Raw genomic sequence first — 16,718 nt, forward strand, 5'->3', positions numbered from 1 at the left:
GCGCTTCAAGCGAGCGGGCGGGCCTGTTGCTGGGCCAAGTGGTGGGCGTAGATGGCGGCCACCGCGCAGGACGCGAGGCGCGAGCGCGGGCTGTCGGCGCGGCTGGTCAGGATGATGGGCACGCGCGCGCCCAGCACGATGCCGGCTGCCTCGGCATTGGCCAGGAAGGTCAGGTTCTTGGCCAGCATGTTGCCGGCTTCCAGGTCGGGCACCACCAGCACCTGGGCCACGCCGGCCACCGGCGAGCGTATGCCCTTGATGCGCGCGGCGTCGGGGCTGATGGCGTTGTCCAGCGCCAGCGGGCCGTCCAGCAGGCCGCCCTCGATCTGGCCGCGGTCGGCCATCTTGCACAGCGCCGCGGCTTCGATGGTGCTGGGGATGCTGGGGTTGACCTGTTCGACCGCCGACAGGATCGCCACGCGCGGCTCGCCGAGGCCCAGGCCGTGGTGCAGGTCGATCACGTTGCGGATGATGTCGGCCTTGGTTTCCAGGTCCGGAAAGATGTTGATCGCCGCATCGGTGATGAAGAGCGGTTCGGCGTAGGTCGGCACTTCCATGATGAAGACGTGGCTGATGCGCCGGCTGCTGCGCAGCCCGGTGTTGCGCGCCACCACTTCGTGCATGAGTTCGTCCGTGTGCAGGCTGCCCTTCATCAGCAGTTCGGCTTCGCCGCTGCGCACCAGGGCGACCGCGCATTCGGCTGCCGCGTGGCTGTGCGGCGCGTCGACGATGCGCGCATCGCCCAGGTCGAACTTGTGCTCGGCAGCGACGGCGCGGATCTTCTGCTCGGGGCCCACCAGGATGGGCTTGAGCAGGCCCAGGTCGCGGGCTTCGAGCGCGGCCGACAGCGAGGGTTCGTCGCAGGGGTGGGCGATGGCGCAATGCGCCGGCGCCAGCGTCTGCGCGCGCGCGATGAGCCTGTCGTAGTGGGAGGTGGGAGGCAGCGTCATGCGGATTTCGCCTTGGCGGATTTGCGCGCGGGACGCGCGGCGGGTTTGGCGGAGGCGCTACGCTTCTTGGCGCGCACCGGGACGGCAGGCTCGGCCGCGGCCGAGGCCGCTTCGGGCCTGGCCGCCGCAGCGCGCACCGATTTGCGTGCAACGGTCGCCGTTTTCCTGGGCGCCGGCTGTTGAGCCTCCTCACGCTTCTGCGCACGGCGTTCGGCGTACTCGAAGATGCGTTCCATTTCGTCCAGGCTGATGCGGGCGGCCTCGCTCAGGGGCTCGGCGGCTTCCAGCACATGCTTCATGGTGTCCAGCGTTTCGCGGATTGCGGCGGCGGGCGCGTTGTCCAGCAGGTGCGGTATGGCCTGGATGGCGCCGGCGGCGTCCAGGGTCATCATCAACGCCTGGTCGCGGATGATGTCCTTGAATTCCTGCAACGACAGCGCGGTGTCCGATTCGGCGCGCATCTTGCGGATCAGCGCGTAGCTGCGTTCGTCCAGGCCGCCTTCGGCGCCCGACACATACAGCAGCATGCGGATCGCGGCAACGCGCAGGCCGCCTTCCAGCATCAGCGAACGCAGCTCGGCGGCGCGCTCTTCCATGAAGCGGCGGTGCTCGGGCGACACGCCCGGATGCTTGCGCGGCGGGCCGGAGCGCGCGCCCAGGCCGGCCAGGTCCTGCACCAGCGGCGAACCGTAAACGCCCATGAAGGTGCGTTCGTCGGCGGAATCGCGCAGTTCCTGCCAGATGTTCAGGCTGGTCTCGATCAGGTTCGAGAACATTTCCTGGGCCATCAGGAAGGGGTTGTCGGCCGACACCGGCTGGCGGTGTTCGCGCACCTGTTCGGCGACTTGGGCAATCGGCGCGATGGCCGGATTGCGGTCGGAGATCAGTTCATAGGGCAGGCGCAGCGGATGCAGGCGCTGCGACCATTCCGCCGATTGCGGCGTCACCAGGGCGCGCAGCCAGGGTTGCATGAAGCTGCGGTACATGCCGAGGTTGATGTCGGAAATGCGGGCGACGGCGGCGAAGCGGCGGTCGTCCTCTTCGTTGCGCTCGACGATGGCGCGCACGTCATCCAGCGTGCGCTGCTCGAACGACAGCACGTAGTTGCCATAGGCCAGGTCGGCGTTGGGCGTGTCGGGCGTCTTGTCGGCGATCTCCGCCTGGTAGATGCCCGGCGGCAGCACGTCGATCATGTCGATGTTGGACGTGAATTCCTGGTGCTCCTTGCGCGCCACGCTGCCGGACACGAAGATGCCCAGATGGCCGATGCTTTCGTGCACCGCATAGACGATGGTCTGGCCGTGCGCCAGCACTTCGGATTCGTCCTGGTACAGATCGGGGATCCAGCCCAGCGCCTGCGGCGGGGGCGTGATGTTGTCGCCCTTGGAGCAGAACACCACGATGGGCGAGCGGATGTTGCGCAGGTCGATGCGGATGCCGTCCGAGGTCACCAGGCCGGCGGTGGCCAGGCGGTTGCCGACGAACAGGTTGTCGACGATGTACTGGATTTCCGGGCCGTTCAGGAAGACGTGGCCGCCCCACCATTTTTCGAAGCTGAGGTAGCGCTTGGCCTCGGTGTCGACGTTGGAGTACAGGTTGTACTGCTTGGACCACAGGGTGTTGGCCGGATTCAGGTTCTCGAAGTTCTGCACCAGCCAGGCGCCATCGAACTTGCCGTCGCCCAGGTCGCTGGTCAGGGCGGTGAGCCAGCTGCCGCCCAGCAGGCCGCCGGCATAGCGCATGGGATTCATGCCGCGCCAGCCCGCCCAGTAGGACAGCGGCGCGCCCGCCACGATGATGGGGCCGAACAGTTCGGGACGGACCGCGGCGGTCATCATGATCTGCCAGCCGGCCTGGCAATTGGCGACCACCACCGGCTTGCCTTCGGCGTTGGGGTGCAGCGCGATGATCTCTTCCAGGAAGCGCGCCTCGGCCATCATCACGTCCTCGACGGTCTGGGTCGGCATGGGCTGCGGCAGGAAGGTGGCGAAGTAGCAGGGGTGGCCGGCGCGCAGCGCCACGCCGATCTCGCTTTCAGGCTTGAAGCCGCCGATGCCGGGGCCGTGCCCGGCGCGCGGATCGACCACCAGGAAGGGCCGTTTGATGGGGTCGGTTTCCACGCCTTCCGGCGGCTTGATGCGCAGCAGGCCGTAATTGACGGGGCGCGGCAGACAGCGGCCGTCCATGACCAGTTCGGACTCCATGCTCAGCACGTTGGGCGCGCGCTTGGCCATGTGCTCGTGGTACTGGTTGCCACGCTGGCGCATCACATCGGCGTACAGCACGCCGCGCTGCCAGGCGTCCACCGCGTATTCGTAGGCGGCAGTCCAGGGGTTGAAGGGCGGGGCGGGTACGCGATCGTTGCCAGATCCGGCCATGGCGATCTCCTGTAGGTTGCTTGCGGCGGCGGGCCGCCGCGCCGATTCAGAGTGGAACCGGCCGAGTTGACCTCCCCATTACACCGCAACTGATGTTGCGGTGCAACATCAAGTGTCTTGATGCAGGTCAAGCAGTGGCCGATATATCCGTCCCCTTTAGGACTGGTCAGCCGGGCAGCGGTTCAGTCAGGGTCGTGGCACACCGCTTCGATGCGGTTGCCGGAAGGGTCCAGCAGGAAGGCCGCGTAATACTGCGGGTGGTAGTGCTCGCGCAAGCCCGGGGCGCCGTCGTCGCGTCCGCCGTGGGCCATGCCGCCGGCATGGAAAGCGTCGACGGCGGCGCGGCTGGGCGCCTTGAAGCACCAGTGCCGGCGCGCCGCGGGGGCGGCTGCGTCATCGGCGAACACGGAGAGATAGCTGTGCTGGCTGCTGCCTGCCCGGCAGCGCTCGCCGTAGCCTAGCGCGTCGGGGCGGTCATAGACCTTGGCCGCGCCCAAGGCCTGCATGACGGCGTCATAGAAAGGGCGGGCGGCGTCCAGGCGGGAAACGGTGATGGAGACGTGATCCAGCAGTTGCATCGCGGCTCCCGGGCGGTTCAGGCGCGCGCGGCGGCGTTGTGCTCCAGCCATTTCTGGACGGAGGGGCGCTGCCACTGGGCGTCGGCGTAGGCGCGCAGGGCGTCGGGCAGGTCGTCCTGGAACAAGCGCTTGATCATGACCGCGAGGTCGGTATCGGCGATGCACCATTCATCGAACAGCGAGGTCCGGTCCGCGCCCAGCAGATGGGCGCCCACGTGGATGAGCTTGGCCGCGGCGGCATGGGCGGCGTCCGACAACGGCAGGCCGGCGGCGCCGTAGAACACGGTTTCCGTGGGGCGTTCCTGACGCAGCGCTCCCAGGTCGCTGCGCAGCCAGGCCTGCAGTTGGCGGGCGCGGGCGCGCTGGCGCAGGTCGCGCGGATACAGCGCCGGGTGCTCGGGGGCGGGGAAGGCGTCTTCCAGGTATTCGGTGATGGCGCTGGATTCGGTCAGGCTGAAATCCGCGTGGGTCAATGCCGGCACCCGCGAGGTCAGCGCGCGGCTTTGGTAGGGCTGCATGCGCTGCTCGCCCGCTTCCAGATCGATGGGGCGCACCTCGAACGGCAGCTGTTTTTCAGTCAGCGCCACATAGGCCGACATGGCGTAGGGGCTGAGGAACAGGGAATCGACGAATAGCGTAAGCGGGGCGCCCAAAATCTAGTCTCCGGTTTGACGGGTAACGGCATGTGCCGCGGCGGCGGGCCGCGGATACGTCAAAGCGTAACGCATCTGCGGCCGGGCTGTCGCGCCGGGGGGCTTCAGTCGACGATGAAGAGCTTGGCGCCGGTCGCGGTGGATGAGCGGTGCGGTTCGGCCTGGTCGGCGACCTGGTAGCTCATGCCCGGCGTCAGCACGAATTGCCGGCCGTCTTCCAGCTCGGTGTGCAGTTCGCCTTCCAGACAGAACAGGATGTGGCCCTTGCTGCACCAGTGGTCGGCCAGGTAGCCGGCCGTGTACTCGACCATGCGCACGCGCAGGTCGCCGAACTGCCGGGTGCGCCAATAGGCCATGCCGGTCTCGCCAGCGTGTTCGGTGCGCTCGACCTCGGACCAGTCGGTGGTGCCGAAGGGGATGTTGCTCATCTTCATGGTGATTCCTGCGTTGTGACGCGGACGCAATGGCGTCCGCCAAAGAATGGAGACTACGCCAGCGCGGGCAGTTTCTTGTGCCAGAACATCGCGCGGCCGGTGGTATCGTCCAGGGCATAGCCTTCGAAACCGAGCTTGCGGTACAGCCCCTGGGCGACCGCGTTGCCTTCCAGCACTTCCAGGGTGATCTTGCAGCAGCCCAGGTCACGCGCCCGCTCTTCCAGCGCCGACAGCAGGGCCTTGCCCACGCCGCGGCCCTGGAATTTTTCCGCGACGCCCAGGTCGTGCAGATTGAGCAGCGGGCGACAGGCGAAGGTGGAGAAGCCTTCGAGATAGACCGCGACGCCGGCGGCTTCGCCGTCGATGCGGGCCAGCAGCGCCCGCGCCGTCGGGCGGCGGGCCAGTTCGGCGATCAGGTTCTGCTGTGCGTAGGCGGGCAGGGGAGCGTTGCCCCCCATGGGGCCGCTGGCGTACTCGTTCAGCATGGCCAGCACCTGGCGGCCGTGTTCGGGATTGTTGAAGTCTGCGTCGATGATTTCCAGCACGATCTGTTCCTGTGGGCCTGTCGTGGTCGGGGCTGGCGCATCCGGGCGCCAACCGGACATTATGCGCGATGCCCGACGCCTGACAAGGCGCATTGAAAAATCGCCCCATAACCCCTATCTTCTTGATATCCCAGGCCGGACCCGGCGCAACCGGAAGCGGCCGCAACGCTTTGCCAAGGGCTGCACATGGAGTTCAAGGACTACTACAGCATGCTGGGCGTGGAGCGGGACGCCTCCGAAGACGACATCCGGCGCGCCTACCGCAAGCTCGCCCGCAAATACCATCCCGACGTCAGCAAGGAAAGCGACGCCGAAACGCGCATGCGCGACGTCAACGAAGCCTATGACGTGCTGCGCGACAAGGAAAAGCGCCAGGCCTACGACAATCTGGCCGCAGGCGTCTCGCCCGAGGGCAGCTTCCAGCCGCCGCCCGGCTGGGACGAAGGCTTCGAGTTCCACCGCGGCGCCGCGCCCGGCGACGAGGCCCAGTTCAGCGAGTTCTTCTCTTCGCTGTTCGGCGGCCGCAACCGGCGCGGCGGGGCGCAGCAGCAACAGGAATTCCGCGCGCGCGGCGAGGACCACCACGCCGCGATCGAGGTGGACCTCGAAGACGCGCTCAAGGGCGCCACGCGCGACATCAGCCTGCGTTCCATGCAGATGGACGAGCAGGGCCGCCCCCACATGCAGACCCGCACGCTCAGCGTGCGCATCCCCGCCGGCGTGCGCGAAGGCCAGTACATCCGGCTGGCCGGGCAGGGCATGCCCGGCTACGGCGGCGGCGAGAACGGCGATCTCTATCTGGAAGTCCGCTTCAAGCCGCATCCGCGCTACCGCGCCGACGGCCGCGACCTCTACATGACGCTGCCGGTGGCGCCGTGGGAAGCGGCACTCGGCGCCAGCGTGCATGCGCCCACGCCGGGCGGCACGGTCGAAGTGTCGATCCCCGCGGGGTCCGCCAACGGCCGCAAGCTGCGCCTGCGCGGCCGCGGCATTCCGGGCGATCCGCCCGGAGACCTCTACCTGGTGCTGGACCTGGTGTTGCCGCCCGCCGATAGCGAAGCGGCCAAGGAGGCCTACCGCAAGCTGCAGCAGGACCTGCCCTTCAATCCGCGGCGCCACCTGGGGGTATGACCATGAAAAAAATAGTCGTCACCACCGCCACGGTCGTGGGCAAGTCCCGGCCGCTTTCCGCCGACGACCTGGCCCGCGCCTGCGGCGAGGAGGTCGAATGGGTCGTCAGGCTGGTCGAGGTCGGCATCGTCAATGCCAGCGGTCCCAGGCCCGCCGAATGGCGCTTCTACAGCGCCGACCTGCAACGCGCGCTGGACGCCCGCCGCCTGGTGCGGGATTACGGCGCCGGCCTGGACGCTGCGGCGCTGATCCTGGACCTGAGCCAGGAAGTCCGTCGCCTGAAGGCGCAACTGCGCGCGCTGGGCCTGGAGGACAAGTAGGCCGTGCGCGGGTGGGTAAACTAGCTGGTTGTTGAAGAGACCAGCGGAACACCTTGCAGACCCCTCCAGCCCATGCGCCCGCTCTGGCGGGCAGCGCCCGCATCGACGGCCTGAAATCCTGCCTGCCCGTCATGATCGGCTACTTCCCGGTGGCCGTGACCTTCGGCATCGCGGGCGTGGCCGCGGGCCTGTCTCCGCTGCAGGTGGTGCTGATTTCCGTGCTGGTCTATGCCGGCGCCAGCCAGTTCCTGCTGCTCGCTTCCATCAAGGCCGGCACCCCGTGGCTGTGGGTGGTGGCGCTGTGCTCGCTGCTCAACGCCCGCCATCTGCTGTACGGCCCGCTGTTGTCGCGGTTCCTGCCGGCGGGACTGAATGAGCGCCTGAAGGTCGCCTTCCTGCTCACCGATGAAGTCTTCGCCACGGCTTTCAATCGTTTGCAGACCGTGGAGCCCGCGGGCCGCCAGCGCTGGATGATCGCGCTGGGGCTGGGCGCTTGGCTGACCTGGATCGCCGGCACGGCCGTCGGCGTCTATGCGGGAGACGGCCTGGAGCGCCACTACCCCATGCTGTCACAGGTGATGCGCTTTGCGCTGCCGGCGCTGTTCATGGCCCTGGTGTGCCAGAGCGCGAAGCGCGGCATGGGCCTGCCCATCGTTGCGGCGGTGGCCGGAGCCGGGGCCGTGGCCGCGCTGGGCCATACCAGCCTGGCCATCCTGGCCGGCGCGATCATCGGCTGCGTGGCGTATCGAATGAGGAGGCCCGCATGAACACCGACGGACTGGGTTTCTGGGGCGCGGTGATCGCCATGGCGGCCATCACCTATCTGACGCGCGCCTTGCCCTTCATGCTGTCCGAGCGCAGCCGCCTGCTGCGCCACCTGTCGCGCGAAGGCTCGGCGCTGGCCGCCCTGGGGCCGTCGCTGCTGGCTGGGATCGCGGCGGCGGTGATCGTGCCCGACCTGCTGGCCGCCGGCGACCAGGCGGCGAACCTCGGCCCCTACGCAGGCGGCCTGGTCGTGACCGCCGTGGCGGCCCGCCTGGTCAGCAATGCCGGCGTCGCGGTGCTGCTGGGCATGGCGGGATACGGGGTGTTGCTGGCCTTGGCGGCGTAAGACCCGCGGGGCAAAATGGTCGGACTTCCACGGAGACCGACCATGCTTACGCTTTATCATGCGCCGCGTTCGCGCTCGTTCCGGATACTTTGGCTGCTCGAGGAACTAGGCGTGCCTTACGACACCGAAATGGTGTCCATCCGCGGCACCGACAGCGCGGGCCACATGCCCTCGGACTACATCGACATCCACCCGCATCGCAAGGTGCCGGCCCTGGTGCACGACGGCGTGCCCGTGTTCGAGACGCCGGCAATCGCCCTTTACCTGACCGACCTGTTCCCCCAAGCGGGGCTGGGTCCGGTGGTGGGCGACCCGCTGCGCGGGCCCTACCTGACCTGGCTGGCCTATTCCACCGGCGTGTTCGAACCGGCCATGGCCGAGCGCGCCTTCAAGACGCCGCATCCGGGCGGCGCGCTGGGCTGGGGTTCGGCCGAGGAGGTCGAGCAGGTGCTGACCCGGGTCTTGCAGGCGCGGCCGTTCTTCCTGGGCGACAAGTTCTCGGCCGCGGACATCGTGCTGGGCGGCACCCTGCAATACATGATGCAGGTGAAGGTTCTGCCCGAGACCCCTGTGTTCACCGCTTACGCGGAGCGGCTGGGCGACCGTCCGGCCATGCACCGCGCCTTGCAGCGCGACGGGGACATCGAGGAAGCCTGACGCGGGGGGCCGCCTTCAAGCGCGGCCGATGCGCGCGCCGAGGTCCGCCTGCCATTCCTGCGGACGGCCCAGGTAGCGGCTGGGCTCCAGCATCTCGTAGACGCCATCTCGCTCCAGTGCCAGGGTGGGAAAACCGCTGCCGCCGACCTGCGCCAGCAGCCTGCGGCTGGCGGCGATGTGCGTGGCGGTTTCGGCGCCCTGGGCTGCGTCATAGGCCGCGCGGAAGGCTGCCGGGTCCAGGCCGATGTCGGCCGCCAGGGAGGCCAGTACGGCCGGATCGGCGATGCGCAGCCCCTGTACGTAGTGGGCGCGCTGGATGCGCTTGAGCAGGTCGAGGCCTCGACCGGCCAGCGTCTGCGCGGCCAGGATGGCAGTGGTGGGCGGCTCGGAATCGAACACCGCGCCCTCATCGCGCAACAGGCCGTTGAAATAGTCTTCGCCGAAGGGCTGGCCGGTCAGGCCGGCGATGCGCTCGTCATGCGGCATGACGTAGCGGCGCAGTCTGTCGGTGACCGGCTGGCGGTTGCCGCCCGTCATCATGCCGCCGCCATGCAGCGCGATGTCCAGCCCGGAGACGGCTCGAGCCGCCTCCACCAGCGGCGCGGCGCCATAGCACCAGCCGCAGAGCGGGTCGAAAATGTAATGCAGGGTGGGATTTGAGGTAGCCATGGCGCCATGGTAGACGCGGGCACGGCTGGCAGGAAGCCTGGCGGGATAGCCAGAGTGTTGCATCGGCCGTGCAGATTGCCTGCACGGCCGCGAATCATCAGCCGGCGATCTGCACGCCGATCCAGAACAGGCCGGCGGCCAGCAGCATCGAGGCGGGCAGGGTCAGCACCCAGGCCATCAGGATGTTGCGTACGGTGCTGCCTTGCAGGCCGCTCTTGTTGGCGATCATGGTCCCGGCCACGCCCGAGGACAGCACGTGGGTGGTGGAAACAGGCAGGCTGAAGACGTTGGCGATGCCGATGGCGCCCATGGCGGTGACTTGTGCGGACATGCCCTGCGCATAGGTCATGCCCTGCTTGCCGATCTTCTCGCCCACCGTCAGCACCACGCGGCGCCAGCCGACCATGGTGCCCGCGCCCAGCGCCAGGGCGACTGCCACGATCACCCAGAAGGGGGCGTATTCGGTGGTGGCTGTCAGGTCGGCGCGCAGGCGTTGCAGGTCGGCGCGTTCGCGGGCCGGCAGCCCTTCGATGCGCGCGACCTTCTTGGCCGTGTCGTCCAGGCAGAGCAGGTAGCGGCGCACGGAGATGCGCTTCTCGGCCGACAGGTCGGCGTAGTTGGACACGCCGTGCAGATCGGCCTGCAGCGCGGCGATGGTCGGCATGGTCAGTTCGGGGTCGCAGCGGAAGTTGCGCGGCAGTTCGGTGGTCGCGTCCACGCGCTTGAGCGCCAGGTATTCGCCCAGCATGGCTTCATTGCGCTGGTAGAACACGTTCAGGTGGTTGGCGGCGTCGCGGGTGCGCTCGATCTGGTAGGTGGTGCTGTTGGTGTCCAGCACGAAGTTGGCGGGCACGATGCCGATCAGCACCAGCATGATCAGGCCAATCCCTTTCTGTCCGTCGTTGGAGCCGTGCACGAAGCTCACGCCCATGGCGGACAGCACCAGCACCAGGCGGTTCCAGAAGGGCGGATGCTTTTTATTGTCGATGGCGCGGCGCTGTTCCGGCGTCTTGTGCATCTTGGACAGCGGCAGCCAGCGCTTGAGCGCCAGCAGCAGGCCGCCCGCCACCAGGAAGCCGGCCACCGGCGACACCACCAGCGACAGGCCGATGTCGATGGCCTTGCCCCAGTTGACGCCGTCCGCCAGCGGCAGGTCGGTGATCAGCGCGTTGGCCAGGCCCACGCCCAGGATCGAGCCGATCAGCGTGTGCGAGCTGGACGCCGGAATGCCGAAGTACCAAGTGCCCAGGTTCCAGGCGATGGCCGCGGCCAGCATGGCGAACACCATGGCCAGCCCGCGGCCCGTGTCCACGTTGATCAGCAGCTCCACCGGCAGCAGGTGCACGATGGCATAGGCCACGCCCACCCCGCCCAGCAGCACGCCCAGGAAGTTGAATATGCCGGAAAGCACCACCGCCAGATGCGGCGGCATGGCCTTGGTGTAGATGACCGTGGCCACGGCGTTCGCCGTGTCATGGAATCCGTTGATGAATTCGAAGGCCAGGACGAATGTCAGGGCCAGCGCAAGGCTGAGGCCGACCCAGAGGTCTAGGCCGTGGAAGAGGTCGAACATGGAGGCGGGGGAGGTTCCGGCGAGAGGAGCCGATTATTGCAGATTTGTGACCTGTCACTGGTTGCTTGCGGCTACCAAGTGCGGCCAGCCGACCCCGCCCGGGGTCAGAATTTCGAATACTGGAACTCGATTTCCATCGGTTTGCCCAGGTTCGCCGAGGTATCCGCCTGGATCACCATCACCGCCAGGACGCCCAGGTAGAGCAGGCACAGCCACAGGGTTCGTTTCATTGCCGGCCATCCTTCATGGGTAGAACACTTCAGCGATCTTCTGGTTCACGCGCAGCCAGCCCAGTTCCCCCAGGTGCTGTACGTCCCGCAGCATCCCCACCTCGAAGGGGGCGCTGTACATGTCCATGCAGCGCATGGCATAGCGCTGGCACAGCGCCGCGACTTCCCGCTGCACCGGCCCGAAGCGGTCCAGGTCCTTGAACACCAGCGGATGCAGCGGCTGCATGACGAACAGGGCATTGACGCCGCGCTGCCGCAGCAGCGCCATCAGCGCGTCCAGTTCGCGCAGCTCGTCCCGGCCGGTCAGCGGCTGGGGCAGATAGGCGGTCTTGCCGCCCTCGGGAATGCTGCGCAGGTATTTATTGAAGAATTCATCGCGCACGGCGTAGCGGTTGCCGCCCATCAGGGCCTGTTCTGCGCCCTGGGCGTCGGCAGCCAGCGCCTCCCAGTCCACCACCCGGGCGGCCGCGGGCGGCCCCTCGCGCTCGCGCTCGGGGGCAGGCGCTGCGTGGACGGGCGCCCACAGGTTGACCAGCCGCTGGCGGAAGACGTAGGCCTGCTCGGCCGCCATGGACCAGGCGACGCCCGCGTCGCCCTTGGCCTGCAGCCAGCGGACCACCTCCGCCCGGCCCTCGGGCTGCCGCAGCAGGCGGGGCAGCAGCGGATTGGCGTGTTCCTTGAATTCGTCCGGACCCAGCCCGCCGTCGCCGTCGAACCAGCCCGGCGACAGCATCACCACCACGCGCGAGGCCGGCGACAGGTCCTCGGCCATCGCCGCCAGCACCAGCTGCATGCCCAGAGACTGGAATCCTGAATGGCCATAGGCCAGCACCGGCATCTGCAATTCGTCGGCCAGGTAGCGGTACGGCACGAAGCGCAGGTCGTTGCTGGTCAGCTCCGACGAACCCAGGATCACCAGCCTGTCGCCCGTGCGCAAGGCCTGGCTCATGCGGGACAGGTTGCGCGTCTGTTCCTCCAGCGTATTGCCCAGGTTGGGGATGTAGATGCCCGGAGCGGCCGCCGGCACGGGTTCCGTCTTCAGCGCCAGGGAGTGCAGGGCGCCCCATCCGGCGGCCGCCGCCGCGGCCAGGGCCAGCGCCGCCGCCAGCGCATGCTGCCGTAGTGTGCGTTTGAACATGGGGAACCAATGCCGCTCGGGGCCCTCTTTATTGGGATAGGTTTGTTAGCGGATGTTATCGAGCGGACATGTCCGGAACAAGCGCGGGAAAGCGGGGCCAAAGCCGATTCGCCTTTTTGCGACAGGGGCCGCCGCCGGCGCGCTGCCTGCTGACGCGATTCCCGCAGGGAAGGAATGCGATAGCATCGCTCTGGCGGGCCTCTTCTGGATTTCCATGATTGACCTCGCCCACGGCCGCATCCGCGCCGCCCGACAGTTTCTTACCAAGATTGCGCAGCCCATGACCGCCACTACCCGTATCGCCCGCAAGCATCCCGACGAACTGATCGTGGGCCTGGTGTCCATTTCCGATCGCGCCTCCAGCGGCACCTATCAGGACCTGGGGCTGCCCGCGCTGCGCGAATGGCTGGGCGGCGCCCTGGCCTCGCCCTGGCAGGCGGTGGACCGCCTGATCCCCGACGAACCCGCACGCATTTCCCAGACGCTGATCGAACTGGTGGACGGCTGCGGCTGCGACCTGGTCCTGACCACCGGCGGCACCGGTCCGGCGCGCCGCGACGTCACGCCCGAGGCCACGCTCGCCGTCGGCACCAAGGAAATGCCCGGCTTCGGCGAACAGATGCGCCAGATCAGCCTGCGCTTCGTGCCCACGGCCATCCTGTCGCGCCAGGTGGCGGTCATCCGGGAAACGCCCGCGCACGCCGCCCTTATCGTGAACCTGCCCGGCCAGCCGAAATCCATCCGCGAAACGCTGGAAGGACTGAAGGGCGAGGACGGCGCCGTGCTGGTGCCGGGGATTTTCGCCGCCATTCCCTATTGCATCGATCTTATCGGCGGCCCATACGCCGAAACCCGGCCGGAAGTCATTGCGGCCTTCCGTCCCAAATCGGCCCGGCGCGCGCCGCAGGCTTGACCTGGCGCTGCGTTATATTGGCCGCCCCATCCACCTCCAACCGCTCGAGAGTTCCATCGCCATGAAGGTCCGCACCGCTTTGTCCCTTACTGTCCTGGCAGCCTTGTCGGCCTGCGCCAACGTCAAAGACGTGCGCGACCGCGATCCGGTCTTCTACGGTTCCACCCAACGTACGCCCGAGGACTACACGGCTTGCGTCGCCGAATCCTGGAAGAACCTGGGCATCAATTTCCAGCAGAAGGCGGTGCGCAACGGCTTTGAATTGATCCAGGAGGACAGCCTGGGTGTCGAAGCCGTGCTGACGACCACGCACTGGAAGGGCAAGACCGAAGCGCGCCTGTCCACGCGCATCGCCCGCCGCGACCAAAGCATCATCGAACCCGCCAACCTGTGCCTGTGAACGCCATGCAGCATCGTCGCGACGTCCTGCGGCTGGGCCTGGCCGCGGCCGCCCTTTGCCTGGGCCTGCCGGCCCGCGCGCAGCAGCAGAGCGGTTTCATCAGCCGCAAGCTCAACGTTCCCGTGCCTGGCGGCGTCGCCGTCCTGGGCCTGGGCAATGCCGAACGCGCGCCCGAGGTCAGCTTCCTGGGCCGGCGCGTGCTGGTCGTGCGTGAAGAAGGCAAGCAGTGGATCGCCGTGGTCGGCATCCCGCTCAGCGTGAAGCCGGGCGAGCAGCAGGTGGATATCAAGGACGCGCAAGGCAAGCGTTCAGTGTCCTTCAAGGTCGGCGCCAAGGAATACAAGGCCCAGCACATCACGCTGAAGAATCCGCGCCAGGTCAATCCGGATCCGGACGACATGAAGCGCATCGAACGCGAGCAGGCCGAGCAGGCCGCCGCCAACCGCGCCTACCGCGCTGGCATCACGCCCAGCAACCTGCTGCTGGATCGCCCGGTGAACGGCGGCCGCCTGTCCAGTCCCTTCGGCCTGCGCCGCTTCTTCAATGGCGAAGAGCGCAATCCGCATTCGGGCCTGGATTTCGCCGTGCCCTCGGGCACGCCGATCAAGGCGCCGGCCGCTGGCGTGGTCGTGCTGGTGGGGGATTACTTCTTCAATGGCAAGACGGTGTTCCTGGACCATGGCCAGGGCTTCGTCAGCATGTTCTGCCACATGTCGGCGATCGACGTGAAGGTCGGCGACGAAGTGCCGCGCGGCGGATTGGTGGGCAAGGTGGGCGCCACCGGCCGCGCCACTGGCCCGCACCTGCACTGGAACGTCAGCCTGAACGACGCGCGCGTCGATCCGGCCATCTTCATCGGGGCGTTCAAGCCCTGATCCTGTCCCGGGATGGGGGCGCGGACCCGCGCCCTCAGGCCGTTGCGGCCTGCTGCGCGATCAGTTGCAGCACGTGCTGATGCACGCGCTCGGCATAGTCCATCTGCTGCCGCACTTCGAGCTGCTCGGCTTCCTGCTCGTCCAGGCAGTTGTCGTACTTGGTCTTGGCCTCGGCGTAGGTCAGGCCGGTATTGCGCAGGCTGTTGATGAAGGCCTCGCGCGACTGATGCAGCAGGCGCAGGCCTTCCTCGCCCTTGACGAATTTTCTTCGCGCCAGGGCAAGCTGGTCAGCGGCGGCTTGCAGATCTTGTGTCAGGTCCATCTTGCTTCATGCTCATCCTGCCGGGCGTCGCGCCGGGCAGAGGGCGCCATTCTTTCATGAACGGGCGCTCCACGCATTACGGCATCGCGCGGCCCAGGTTTAAGGCTGGCGCGAAAAGGGAGCCGGCGCGGGGCCGGCCCTGTCGCCCTGGCTTAGCGGCGGAATTGCTGGGGACGCTGCGGCGCGGGACCGCGCTCGTCCTTGTGGCGGAAGTTGATGCGGCCCTTGGTCAGGTCATACGGCGACATTTCCAGGGTGACGCGGTCGCCGGCCAGGATGCGGATGCGGTGCTTGCGGATGCGGCCGGAGGCGTAGGCGCCGACTTCGATGCCGTTGTCCAGCTTCACACGGTAGCGGCTATCGGGCAGCACTTCGTCAACGATGCCGTCCAGTTCGATGAGTTCTTCTTTAGCCATTCTTTTCTCCTATCAAAACGCGCAGCCATACCGACGGCATGGCGCGCCGCGCGAGGCGGCAAGCGCGTCGGACCCGAACGGGCGGGTCCAGCGGTTTGAACGTAAAACGTCCGGGCAAGCGCGGGTAAGGGCCACGGCATCCGAAGCGGATGTCTGAAATGACGGATACTCGCGCCGCGTGGGCAGTGTGCGCGCGGTGCGCGGCTTGGTCGCGGCGGCGCGTTTTGCGCAAATCGCCGGAAGAAGCGGGGTGGAGCTTGTGCTGCCAGGCCGCGCAACTATGGAGGTGGAGGCGCGCCCGGTGGCGGAGGGGTTTTTCCGGAAAAATCAGGCACGTCCTGGGTTGCCCCGGAGCATTGCCCGCAGGCGGTACAGGTTGGCACGCAGAGTGACCGAAGCCCGGTTTTTGCGGAAAAATCACGGACTTATGGTACTGCAAAGCGCAATATTTAGCCAGTATTTATCTGTAGCCGCGCTGCGATAGTTGCTGTTCAACGACTCTAGCGAGCCGGGATCCGTTCACGGTATTCGGCTTCCACCCGGTTAAGCACGGACCAGAACGGACCGGGGGCACGGCCGGCCAGGCGAGCTTCGAGCACGCCCAGGTGCACATGCCAGCCGCCAGCTACGTCCACCATGCCGTCACGCGAGGACAGCTTGCGGTGGGTCAGCACCAGGCGCGTTTCCTCGCCCTGAGGCGACAGCTCGAAGGTGACCTCGGAAGGATGGCCGGGGGAGCCGCCCCAGGTGAAAGCCAGCAAATGCGGCGGTTCGCAGCGGGTGATGACGCCTTGCGTGGTGACGCCGCCTTCGTACGGCTTGTAGGCGTCAGGCACCGGTTCTGCCACCGAGGACAGGTCCGCATGCACGAAGCGCAGCGTCACGCCGCCGCCTTCGCGCAGTTCCATGTCGCCGGATGCCAGCCAGCGCCCGCGTTTTTCGGATTCGGTGAGAAAAGCCCAGACCTCGTCGACGCTGGCGGGCAGTATCCGCGTGAAGCGGATGGAGGTGGGGTCCAGAACGACGCCGTGATCACTCATGTGGTTCTCCAGAAGACGCGGCCGGGGACCGGCTGGCGGCGAGCGCGGCTTCCAGCGCGCCCAGCTTGCCCGACCAGAATTGCTCATAGAAGCGCAGCCACTGCATGGCCTCGGCCATGGGTTCGGGATTGAGGCTGCATACGTGCGTGCGGCCGCGGATGGAGCGCCGCACCAGACCGGCGCGTTCCAGGGCCTGCACATGCTTGGAGGCGCCCGCGAAACTCATGCTGTGGGGCGCCGCCAGTTCGCCGATGGTCTGCTCGCCACCGGCCAGGCTGCGCAGCATGTCGCGGCGCGTGGGGTCGGCCAGCGCGCGAAAGACGGCATCGAGGACGGGGGAGGGAATAGATTCAACCATGAGGTTGAATATAGTCTGGCCTCGCCA

At 67.5% G+C, this 16,718-nt stretch carries 22 protein-coding genes; 8 read left to right on the top strand and 14 right to left on the bottom strand.

Translation table 11 applies throughout. The features are described from left to right. Window positions 1–5: 5 nt before the first annotated feature. The 6 genes from AC1RHV_RS27680 to AC1RHV_RS27705 form a co-directional block, all read right to left on the bottom strand. Window positions 6–950: a phosphate acetyltransferase gene (locus AC1RHV_RS27680; RefSeq protein ID WP_054451527.1), complete on the bottom strand. Its 945-nt coding sequence runs from the start codon at window positions 948–950 to the stop codon at window positions 6–8. Beyond that, entirely contained in the window at window positions 947–3,328 is a 2,382-nt protein-coding gene (locus AC1RHV_RS27685) for a DUF3141 domain-containing protein (protein WP_492302326.1), read from the bottom strand. The genes AC1RHV_RS27680 and AC1RHV_RS27685 overlap by 4 nt, the downstream gene beginning before the upstream one ends. A 182-nt stretch (window positions 3,329–3,510) precedes the next feature. Further along, complete coding sequence (locus AC1RHV_RS27690; protein ID WP_460360854.1) at window positions 3,511–3,906, bottom strand: VOC family protein; 396 nt, start codon at window positions 3,904–3,906, stop codon at window positions 3,511–3,513. Window positions 3,907–3,923: 17 nt separating this feature from the next. Then, complete coding sequence (gene yfcF / locus AC1RHV_RS27695) at window positions 3,924–4,559, bottom strand: glutathione transferase (RefSeq protein ID WP_054451524.1); 636 nt, start codon at window positions 4,557–4,559, stop codon at window positions 3,924–3,926. 104 nt (window positions 4,560–4,663) lie between these two features. Next, window positions 4,664–4,993, bottom strand: coding sequence for a DHCW motif cupin fold protein (locus AC1RHV_RS27700; protein ID WP_054451523.1), 330 nt, complete (start codon window positions 4,991–4,993; stop codon window positions 4,664–4,666). Between the two features lie 53 nt (window positions 4,994–5,046). Beyond that, entirely contained in the window at window positions 5,047–5,538 is a 492-nt protein-coding gene (locus AC1RHV_RS27705) for a GNAT family N-acetyltransferase (RefSeq protein WP_054451522.1), read from the bottom strand. A 186-nt stretch (window positions 5,539–5,724) separates the two neighbouring features. Between AC1RHV_RS27705 and AC1RHV_RS27710 the strand changes: the two genes are divergently transcribed. Genes AC1RHV_RS27710 through AC1RHV_RS27730 form a run of 5 tightly spaced genes read left to right on the top strand, consistent with a single transcriptional unit; the run spans window position 5,725 to window position 8,757 of the window. After that, on the top strand, window positions 5,725–6,669 hold the full coding sequence (locus tag AC1RHV_RS27710) for a DnaJ C-terminal domain-containing protein (RefSeq protein ID WP_119451053.1): 945 nt from the start codon (window positions 5,725–5,727) through the stop codon (window positions 6,667–6,669). Window positions 6,670–6,671: 2 nt separating this feature from the next. Further along, on the top strand, window positions 6,672–6,989 hold the full coding sequence (locus AC1RHV_RS27715) for a chaperone modulator CbpM (protein ID WP_054452227.1): 318 nt from the start codon (window positions 6,672–6,674) through the stop codon (window positions 6,987–6,989). A gap of 53 nt (window positions 6,990–7,042) precedes the next feature. Continuing rightward, complete coding sequence (locus tag AC1RHV_RS27720) at window positions 7,043–7,756, top strand: AzlC family ABC transporter permease (RefSeq protein ID WP_119451054.1); 714 nt, start codon at window positions 7,043–7,045, stop codon at window positions 7,754–7,756. Then, complete coding sequence (locus AC1RHV_RS27725; protein WP_054451519.1) at window positions 7,753–8,100, top strand: AzlD domain-containing protein; 348 nt, start codon at window positions 7,753–7,755, stop codon at window positions 8,098–8,100. The genes AC1RHV_RS27720 and AC1RHV_RS27725 overlap by 4 nt, the downstream gene beginning before the upstream one ends. Window positions 8,101–8,142: 42 nt before the next feature. Then, entirely contained in the window at window positions 8,143–8,757 is a 615-nt protein-coding gene (locus AC1RHV_RS27730; RefSeq protein WP_054451518.1) for a glutathione S-transferase family protein, read from the top strand. Between the two features lie 15 nt (window positions 8,758–8,772). On the opposite strand, the gene AC1RHV_RS27735 is transcribed toward AC1RHV_RS27730, so the two are convergent. The 4 genes from AC1RHV_RS27735 to AC1RHV_RS27750 all read right to left on the bottom strand — a co-directional run bounded on the left by AC1RHV_RS27735 (window position 8,773) and on the right by AC1RHV_RS27750 (window position 12,367). Further along, window positions 8,773–9,426, bottom strand: coding sequence for a DsbA family protein (locus AC1RHV_RS27735; RefSeq protein WP_119451067.1), 654 nt, complete (start codon window positions 9,424–9,426; stop codon window positions 8,773–8,775). Between the two features lie 97 nt (window positions 9,427–9,523). Beyond that, window positions 9,524–10,999 (bottom strand): inorganic phosphate transporter, encoded by a 1,476-nt coding sequence (locus AC1RHV_RS27740; RefSeq protein WP_054451517.1) that lies wholly within the window; start codon window positions 10,997–10,999, stop codon window positions 9,524–9,526. A 104-nt stretch (window positions 11,000–11,103) separates the two neighbouring features. Beyond that, complete coding sequence (locus AC1RHV_RS27745) at window positions 11,104–11,229, bottom strand: hypothetical protein (protein WP_008162923.1); 126 nt, start codon at window positions 11,227–11,229, stop codon at window positions 11,104–11,106. A 13-nt stretch (window positions 11,230–11,242) separates the two neighbouring features. Further along, a complete protein-coding gene (locus AC1RHV_RS27750) occupies window positions 11,243–12,367 on the bottom strand; it encodes a D-alanyl-lipoteichoic acid biosynthesis protein DltD (RefSeq protein ID WP_346547252.1) in 1,125 nt (374 codons plus the stop codon). Window positions 12,368–12,647: 280 nt separating this feature from the next. Here AC1RHV_RS27750 and mog point away from each other — a divergent pair, with 280 nt between their 5' ends. The 3 genes from mog to AC1RHV_RS27765 all read left to right on the top strand — a co-directional run bounded on the left by mog (window position 12,648) and on the right by AC1RHV_RS27765 (window position 14,555). Then, window positions 12,648–13,280, top strand: coding sequence for a molybdopterin adenylyltransferase (gene mog / locus AC1RHV_RS27755; RefSeq protein WP_119451068.1), 633 nt, complete (start codon window positions 12,648–12,650; stop codon window positions 13,278–13,280). A gap of 61 nt (window positions 13,281–13,341) precedes the next feature. Further along, complete coding sequence (locus tag AC1RHV_RS27760; RefSeq protein ID WP_054451515.1) at window positions 13,342–13,680, top strand: hypothetical protein; 339 nt, start codon at window positions 13,342–13,344, stop codon at window positions 13,678–13,680. 5 nt (window positions 13,681–13,685) lie between these two features. Further along, window positions 13,686–14,555, top strand: coding sequence for a peptidoglycan DD-metalloendopeptidase family protein (locus AC1RHV_RS27765; protein ID WP_054452221.1), 870 nt, complete (start codon window positions 13,686–13,688; stop codon window positions 14,553–14,555). A gap of 34 nt (window positions 14,556–14,589) precedes the next feature. On the opposite strand, the gene AC1RHV_RS27770 is transcribed toward AC1RHV_RS27765, so the two are convergent. The 4 genes from AC1RHV_RS27770 to AC1RHV_RS27785 form a co-directional block, all read right to left on the bottom strand. Continuing rightward, window positions 14,590–14,877 (bottom strand): hypothetical protein, encoded by a 288-nt coding sequence (locus AC1RHV_RS27770; protein ID WP_054451514.1) that lies wholly within the window; start codon window positions 14,875–14,877, stop codon window positions 14,590–14,592. A 152-nt stretch (window positions 14,878–15,029) separates the two neighbouring features. Next, complete coding sequence (gene infA / locus AC1RHV_RS27775; protein ID WP_013395703.1) at window positions 15,030–15,293, bottom strand: translation initiation factor IF-1; 264 nt, start codon at window positions 15,291–15,293, stop codon at window positions 15,030–15,032. Between the two features lie 500 nt (window positions 15,294–15,793). After that, complete coding sequence (locus AC1RHV_RS27780; protein ID WP_054451513.1) at window positions 15,794–16,333, bottom strand: SRPBCC family protein; 540 nt, start codon at window positions 16,331–16,333, stop codon at window positions 15,794–15,796. Then, window positions 16,326–16,691 (bottom strand): ArsR/SmtB family transcription factor, encoded by a 366-nt coding sequence (locus tag AC1RHV_RS27785; protein WP_054451512.1) that lies wholly within the window; start codon window positions 16,689–16,691, stop codon window positions 16,326–16,328. The genes AC1RHV_RS27780 and AC1RHV_RS27785 overlap by 8 nt, the downstream gene beginning before the upstream one ends. Window positions 16,692–16,718: the final 27 nt, after the last annotated feature.

The organism is Achromobacter sp. GW823-FHT04E03 (assembly GCF_058796095.1).

Coding starts and splice junctions, on each gene's coding strand:
- AC1RHV_RS27760 (WP_054451515.1), top strand. CDS start 13,342: ATGAAGGTCCGCACCGCTTTGTCCCTTACTGTCCTGGCAGCCTTGTCG.
- AC1RHV_RS27680 (WP_054451527.1), bottom strand. CDS start 950: ATGACGCTGCCTCCCACCTCCCACTACGACAGGCTCATCGCGCGCGCG.
- AC1RHV_RS27785 (WP_054451512.1), bottom strand. CDS start 16,691: ATGGTTGAATCTATTCCCTCCCCCGTCCTCGATGCCGTCTTTCGCGCG.
- AC1RHV_RS27700 (WP_054451523.1), bottom strand. CDS start 4,993: ATGAAGATGAGCAACATCCCCTTCGGCACCACCGACTGGTCCGAGGTC.
- AC1RHV_RS27740 (WP_054451517.1), bottom strand. CDS start 10,999: ATGTTCGACCTCTTCCACGGCCTAGACCTCTGGGTCGGCCTCAGCCTT.
- AC1RHV_RS27690 (WP_460360854.1), bottom strand. CDS start 3,906: ATGCAACTGCTGGATCACGTCTCCATCACCGTTTCCCGCCTGGACGCC.
- AC1RHV_RS27780 (WP_054451513.1), bottom strand. CDS start 16,333: ATGAGTGATCACGGCGTCGTTCTGGACCCCACCTCCATCCGCTTCACG.
- mog (WP_119451068.1), top strand. CDS start 12,648: ATGACCGCCACTACCCGTATCGCCCGCAAGCATCCCGACGAACTGATC.
- AC1RHV_RS27730 (WP_054451518.1), top strand. CDS start 8,143: ATGCTTACGCTTTATCATGCGCCGCGTTCGCGCTCGTTCCGGATACTT.
- AC1RHV_RS27725 (WP_054451519.1), top strand. CDS start 7,753: ATGAACACCGACGGACTGGGTTTCTGGGGCGCGGTGATCGCCATGGCG.
- AC1RHV_RS27765 (WP_054452221.1), top strand. CDS start 13,686: ATGCAGCATCGTCGCGACGTCCTGCGGCTGGGCCTGGCCGCGGCCGCC.
- AC1RHV_RS27735 (WP_119451067.1), bottom strand. CDS start 9,426: ATGGCTACCTCAAATCCCACCCTGCATTACATTTTCGACCCGCTCTGC.
- AC1RHV_RS27750 (WP_346547252.1), bottom strand. CDS start 12,367: ATGTTCAAACGCACACTACGGCAGCATGCGCTGGCGGCGGCGCTGGCC.
- AC1RHV_RS27770 (WP_054451514.1), bottom strand. CDS start 14,877: ATGGACCTGACACAAGATCTGCAAGCCGCCGCTGACCAGCTTGCCCTG.
- AC1RHV_RS27715 (WP_054452227.1), top strand. CDS start 6,672: ATGAAAAAAATAGTCGTCACCACCGCCACGGTCGTGGGCAAGTCCCGG.
- AC1RHV_RS27745 (WP_008162923.1), bottom strand. CDS start 11,229: ATGAAACGAACCCTGTGGCTGTGCCTGCTCTACCTGGGCGTCCTGGCG.
- infA (WP_013395703.1), bottom strand. CDS start 15,293: ATGGCTAAAGAAGAACTCATCGAACTGGACGGCATCGTTGACGAAGTG.
- AC1RHV_RS27710 (WP_119451053.1), top strand. CDS start 5,725: ATGGAGTTCAAGGACTACTACAGCATGCTGGGCGTGGAGCGGGACGCC.
- AC1RHV_RS27685 (WP_492302326.1), bottom strand. CDS start 3,328: ATGGCCGGATCTGGCAACGATCGCGTACCCGCCCCGCCCTTCAACCCC.